Origin of the sequence: Streptococcus sp. k-402, from assembly GCF_013277515.1 — a bacterium.
GTDB lineage: Bacteria > Bacillota > Bacilli > Lactobacillales > Streptococcaceae > Streptococcus.
In genome coordinates this window covers 1-5903 of record NZ_VMNB01000018.1, presented here as the reverse complement: position 1 = coordinate 5903, position 5903 = coordinate 1, and the positions used below count along the sequence as shown (strand labels likewise).

The window sequence follows — 5903 nt, the reverse complement described above, 5'->3', positions numbered from 1 at the left end:
TGTTTCTATAATCTCTTAGGGTTTCATGAAAGAGATAATAGTCATCTAGCCAGAGACCTCCCTCACTTATACGATGACTAATCTCACCTACTTCTTCATATGGTTCTTTATCATATCTCCGTTTTTGACTTTCTTGCTTACGGATATAATCTAAAATTCGATTTCGAAACTTGGTTTTGAAATATTTCCTTAAACGTGGAATATCGTCTACCAGTCCTTCTTCTCTACTAATCAATTCATGTAAGCAGAGCATGCCTTCTTGGTTCCAATCCGATAGCTCCCACAAATGAAGGTAATATTCATTTCTACACTTGTATACAATTCCTTGGACTTCTTCATACAATTCTTTAATCATAATCTTCCCCTTTCTGTGTACAGTCTAACAGATTCAGAAACACTTTTGACACATTTCATCCATTCTGTTCCCTTTAGCTCCTCAACTGCACAAAAAAGAGAGGTCTTGCCTCTCTTAGGGTTATAATTCTGCGATTTGGTTTAGGTTTACTTCTGCTACTGTGTCATTACCAAACATAGAGATAATCATCTTCACTTTATTGTTATCAATCTCTGTAATTTTACCAGTATAGTCTGCAAAAGCACCATCAATAATACGTACGGTTTGACCAACCTCAACATCGAAATCAAATTCTTGAACAGTTTGTCCCATAGATACCAAAATGTCACGAATTTCTTGTTCCAATAATGGTGTTGGTTTTGATCTGTTCCCATGAGATCCTACGAATCCTGTAACGTTTGGTGTGTTTCGCACAACAAACCAAGCTTCATCTGTCATGACCATTTCTACAAGAACATAACCTGGAAAGCGATTTTCTTCTACTTCTTTTCTCTTTCCATTTTTTTCAACTTGCACTGTTTGTGTTGGAATTTCAACGCGTAGAATATTATCCAACATATTGTAGGTTTGTGCACGTTGTAATAGATTTTCTTTTACCTTATTTTCATAACCAGAATAAGTTTGTAAGACAAACCATCCTTTATCAAAACTATCCATGATATTTCCTTTCATAAATAGAAGATTTTTAGTGTACTTTCACTACTCTTCTAAAAAATGTTAATAAATCGAATCAAACCTGAAACAATCAACTGGTCAAAAATGTAAATAATTACTACAAAGAAAGCTGTGTATTCCATGATAGAACGAAAATCTCTCCAGCTTTCCTTGCGAGTTGGCCATGTTGTGTCTTTAAGAAGTCTAAAAATATCTCCAATAAAACGCATCGCTCTCTCCTATCTCGTTTCTCTGTGTGTAGTGTACTTGCCACAATGCTTACAAAATTTATTTACTTCTAGTCGTGTAGGCTTGGGGTTTCCACTAATCTTGATTGAATAGTTTCTCGAACCACAAACCGCACAAGCTAGGCTTGCTTTTTTTAGTGCCATAACGCCTCCATCTTATCTATTATAACAAGAAAGCTAGGCTTTGACAAGCATCTTAGCGAAATAGATTGACTACCGAATCCCATATTGTTTGAGCCTTTTCCTTAATCTTCGCATCCGAGATAGCCCGACTAGCCTCATCTGCTAGACTTTGCGCACGTCCTCGAATATCAGACAAATTATCATCTGTCTGGCTATTATCATTGGTTTGTACTTGTCTTTTTGTGTTAGCTGGTGCAATTCCGTTTTTCTTATATGCATTTTCAACTGTGAAGGTACTTCCTGGTGTATAAGGTAAAATGGTATTGGCAATGTTTCTAAAGACATGGGCTGCACCATTTGAAGTAGATCCTGCTAGATAGTGATTTTCATCAGTGGTCGGAAAACCAAGCCAATGACTAATCACCACATCCGGAGTATAACCAATTACCCACTGGTCACTTGTGTATTCCGGATTGAAAACTGCTTCAGTTGTACCAGTTTTCCCTGCCATGACATAGTCTGCAGGCGATGAACTAATACCGGTTCCGTTAGTGAATGTACCCAACATCATACTAGTCATCTTGTCAGCTACAGACTTATCAATCACCCGTTTTTGTGAATTTTTATGGCTCGCAATAACTTGCCCACTAGCATTTTCAATTCTACTAATAAAATGTGCTTCCGGCATTAAACCTTCATTTGCAAAGGCAGCATATGCTTGAGCCATTTGAAGAGGGTTGGTTTCGACGCCACTTCCCAAGGCAATACCAAGAACACGGTCGACCTTTTCCATGTTGAGTCCAAATTTTTCGCCCGCCTCAAAAGCCTTATCAAGGCCCAAATCATTAACAGTGGCAACAGCAGGTAGATTAAGCGATTCTGCCAAGGCTTGATACATGGGAACTTCTCGACTCGTTTTGATCCCTGCATAGTTATCAACCTTATAGCTGTCATACTGCATGGTATGGTTATCCAAGAGCTTATTCAAAGCCCAGCCTGCTTCAACTGCTGGCGTATAAACAACTAAAGGCTTAATTGTAGAACCAGGGCTACGTTTCGATTGGGTTGCATAGTTGAAATTCCGGAATCCCGTTTTATCATTGCCAGCAACTTGACCGACAACTCCACGAACTCCCCCTGTTTTCGGTTCGAGAGCGACACTTCCTGATTGAGCAAATGTTCCATCCTCTGCCCTCGGAAATAGCACTGTATTTTCATAGACAACCTGCATATTTGCTTGGTAGTTTTGATCCAGCTCTGTGTAAATGCGGTAGCCATTATTGACAATTTCTTCCTCTGTTAGATTATACTTGGAAACAGCTTCATTAACCACCGCATCAAAGTAAGAAGGATAGCGGTAATCTGAGATTTTCCCTTCATACTTATCGTGCAATTGAGAATTCATATCAACTTCTGCAGCTTCGGTTTCTTGGTTTTTATCAATATATCCTGCTGCAACCATATTTTGTAAGACAGTGTCGCGACGATTAGTCGAATCTTGTACGGAATTCAAAGGATTATACAATTCCGGTCCCTTCAGCATCCCTGCCAGAGTCGCAGCTTGATCCAAACTCACTTCTGATGCAGAAACTCCAAAGTATTTCTTACTCGCATCTTCTACACCCCACACACCATTTCCAAAATAGGCATTGTTAAGGTACATGGTTAGGATCTGATCCTTGCTATATTTTTTAGTCAATTCTAAAGCCAAGAAAAATTCTTTCGCTTTTCTCTCAACAGTTTGATCCTGCGACAGATAGGCATTTTTAGCCAGCTGTTGGGTAATAGTAGAGCCACCACCTGAACGACCAGCAGTGACAATAGCCAAGAAGAAACGACCATAGTTAATCCCGTCATTTTTATAGAAGGAACGGTCTTCTGTCGCAATAACGGCATTCTGCAAATTTTTACTGATAGCAGTCAATTCAACGTAGGTTCCCTTTTGACCAGACAAGGCACCAGCCTCCTTTTCTTCACGGTCAAAAATGATAGTCCGAGTTTTCAAGGCGTTTTGCAAATCATTGACATTGGTTGACTTGGCTACAGCAAACAAATAGGTTCCAACTAGCAAGCCTGCACTCAAACCTAGTATAAGGACAATCTTTGTTAGATGATAGCGACGCCAGAATTTTCGAATTGGACCCACTTGGGCTAATTTTTTTCTATCACTTCGAGAGCGACGTAAACTAGTAGAATCAGAATCCTCTAGTTCACTTGTATCTTTTTTAAAAAGAGAAAGAAATTTCTCGAATAATTTATCTAATTTCATGCGTTTATTTTATCATCTTCACCATAGGAAGACAAGAATTTAGCTATTTCCTATCCAAATAGGGCTTTTTTTGTTACAATATCTGTATGAAATTCACTTTTACTTTACCATACTCTCTATCTCAAATGACTGTTAAGCAATTACTGGAGGAACAACTCCTCATCCCTAGAAAAATCCGTCATTTTTTGAGAATCAAGAAACACATTTTGATTAATCAGCGAGAAGTTCATTGGAACGAGATGGTAAGTCCTGGAGATGTTTGCCAGTTGACTTTTGATGAGGAAGATTATCCCAAAAAGGAAATTCCTTGGGGCAACTCTGAGCTTGTTCAGGAAGTTTATCAAGATCAACACTTGATTATTGTAAACAAACCAGAGGGGATGAAAACGCATGGTAATCAGCCAAACGAAATCGCCCTTCTTAACCATGTCAGTGCCTATGTTGGCCAAACCTGCTATGTCGTTCATCGTCTGGATATGGAAACCAGTGGTTTAGTCCTCTTTGCTAAAAATCCTTTTATCCTGCCCATTCTCAATCGCTTATTGGAGAAAAAAGAGATTTCCAGGGAATATTGGGCTCTAGTTGATGGAAATGTCAGCCGTAAAGAACTTGTTTTCAAAGACAAAATTGGACGTGATCGCCATGATCGTAGAAAAAGAATAGTTGATGCAAAAAATGGGCAATATGCTGAAACGCATGTAAGCAGATTAAAGCAATTCTCAAACAAGACTTCCTTGGTTCATTGCAAACTAAAGACAGGTCGAACCCATCAAATCCGTGTACACCTTTCGCATCATAACTTCCCTATTTTGGGCGACCCTCTCTATAACAGCAATTCAAAGATAAGTCGGCTTATGCTCCACGCCTTTCGACTTTCCTTTACCCATCCGCTTACTCTAGAGAAATTAAGCTTCACTGCCCTATCAGATACTTTCGAAAGAGAATTAAAAAAGAATGGATGATTGTGTCATCCATTTTTCCATATAAGAAAAGCAAGACCACGAAGCCTTGCTTTTTATCGACTCATGAATTATTTAGCAATTTTTGAGAAGTATTCAAGAGTACGAACAAGTTGTGCAGTGTATGACATTTCGTTGTCGTACCATGATACAACTTTAACCAATTGTTTACCATCAACGTCAAGAACTTTAGTTTGAGTTGCGTCAAACAATGAACCGTAAGACATACCTAGGATATCTGAAGATACGATTGGATCTTCAGTGTATCCGTATGATTCGTTTGAAGCTGCTTTCATAGCTGCGTTCACTTCGTCAACAGTAACGTTCTTTTCAAGAACTGCTACCAACTCAGTTACAGAACCTGCTGGAACAGGAACACGTTGAGCAGCTCCGTCCAATTTACCGTTCAATTCTGGGATTACAAGACCGATAGCTTTCGCAGCACCAGTTGAGTTAGGAACGATGTTTACAGCACCAGCGCGAGCACGGCGAAGGTCACCACCACGGTGTGGTCCGTCAAGGATCATTTGGTCACCAGTGTATGCGTGGATAGTAGTCATCAATCCTTCAACAACACCAAAGTTGTCTTGAAGAGCTTTAGCCATAGGAGCCAAGCAGTTTGTAGTACATGAAGCACCTGAGATAACTGTTTCAGTACCGTCAAGAACGTCGTGGTTAGTGTTGAATACAACTGTTTTAACGTCGTTTCCACCAGGAGCAGTGATAACAACTTTTTTAGCTCCACCTTTAAGGTGTTTTTCAGCTGCTTCTTTCTTAGCAAAGAAACCAGTAGCTTCAAGAACGATTTCTACACCGTCAGTAGCCCAGTCGATTTGTTCTGGATCACGTTCAGCAGAAACTTTAACGAATTTACCGTTAACTTCGAATCCACCTTCTTTAACTTCAACAGTACCGTCGAAACGACCTTGAGTTGTGTCGTATTTCAACAAGTGTGCAAGCATAACTGGATCTGTAAGGTCGTTGATGCGTGTAACTTCAACACCTTCTACGTTTTGGATACGACGGAAAGCAAGACGACCGATACGTCCGAAACCGTTAATACCAACTTTAACTACCATTAGTGATTTCCTCCTTATGAAAATCATGAAATTTTTATTGTGAAAAGAGTAACTTGAATCACTACAAATCACCTTTCAACAAACCTATTATATAACTATTTAAGTTTAATTGCAAGTACGGGCATTGTTTTTCTATGTTTGTTTCTTTTTTAGGTAACTTCTCAAAGTAACTTCCACTTACCTAACCGAAGTGGAAATTAGTCTAAAACGGATTTT

Annotated in this window: 7 protein-coding genes; 1 reads left to right on the top strand and 6 read right to left on the bottom strand. The window is 39.2% G+C overall.

The window, feature by feature from the left end; translation table 11 throughout:
- The 5 genes from HT724_RS09725 to pbp2a form a co-directional block, all read right to left on the bottom strand.
- Positions 1–355 (bottom strand): sigma-70 family RNA polymerase sigma factor (locus HT724_RS09725; protein ID WP_173276861.1); only part of this gene is annotated, 355 nt, incomplete at its 3' end.
- Between the two features lie 120 nt (positions 356–475).
- The gene (gene nusG / locus HT724_RS09720) at positions 476–1012 is read right to left on the bottom strand and encodes a transcription termination/antitermination protein NusG (RefSeq protein WP_000376739.1); all 537 of its coding nucleotides are present in this window, start codon (positions 1010–1012) and stop codon (positions 476–478) included.
- A gap of 50 nt (positions 1013–1062) precedes the next feature.
- Positions 1063–1239 (bottom strand): preprotein translocase subunit SecE, encoded by a 177-nt coding sequence (gene secE / locus HT724_RS09715; RefSeq protein ID WP_001210991.1) that lies wholly within the window; start codon positions 1237–1239, stop codon positions 1063–1065.
- 9 nt (positions 1240–1248) lie between these two features.
- Positions 1249–1401, bottom strand: coding sequence for a 50S ribosomal protein L33 (rpmG, locus tag HT724_RS09710; protein ID WP_001809375.1), 153 nt, complete (start codon positions 1399–1401; stop codon positions 1249–1251).
- A 52-nt stretch (positions 1402–1453) separates the two neighbouring features.
- Entirely contained in the window at positions 1454–3649 is a 2196-nt protein-coding gene (gene pbp2a, locus HT724_RS09705) for a penicillin-binding protein PBP2A (protein WP_173276862.1), read from the bottom strand.
- Positions 3650–3735: 86 nt separating this feature from the next.
- Between pbp2a and HT724_RS09700 the strand changes: the two genes are divergently transcribed.
- Entirely contained in the window at positions 3736–4611 is an 876-nt protein-coding gene (locus HT724_RS09700; protein ID WP_345890315.1) for an RluA family pseudouridine synthase, read from the top strand.
- A gap of 68 nt (positions 4612–4679) precedes the next feature.
- On the opposite strand, the gene gap is transcribed toward HT724_RS09700, so the two are convergent.
- Positions 4680–5687, bottom strand: coding sequence for a type I glyceraldehyde-3-phosphate dehydrogenase (gene gap, locus HT724_RS09695; RefSeq protein WP_173276863.1), 1008 nt, complete (start codon positions 5685–5687; stop codon positions 4680–4682).
- Positions 5688–5903: the final 216 nt, after the last annotated feature.

Excerpts from the sequence above, each read along its gene's own strand:
- nusG (WP_000376739.1), bottom strand. The coding sequence starts at position 1,012 with ATGGATAGTTTTGATAAAGGATGGTTTGTCTTACAAACTTATTCTGGT.
- secE (WP_001210991.1), bottom strand. The coding sequence starts at position 1,239 with ATGCGTTTTATTGGAGATATTTTTAGACTTCTTAAAGACACAACATGG.
- rpmG (WP_001809375.1), bottom strand. The coding sequence starts at position 1,401 with ATGGCACTAAAAAAAGCAAGCCTAGCTTGTGCGGTTTGTGGTTCGAGA.
- pbp2a (WP_173276862.1), bottom strand. The coding sequence starts at position 3,649 with ATGAAATTAGATAAATTATTCGAGAAATTTCTTTCTCTTTTTAAAAAA.
- HT724_RS09700 (WP_345890315.1), top strand. The coding sequence starts at position 3,736 with ATGAAATTCACTTTTACTTTACCATACTCTCTATCTCAAATGACTGTT.
- gap (WP_173276863.1), bottom strand. The coding sequence starts at position 5,687 with ATGGTAGTTAAAGTTGGTATTAACGGTTTCGGACGTATCGGTCGTCTT.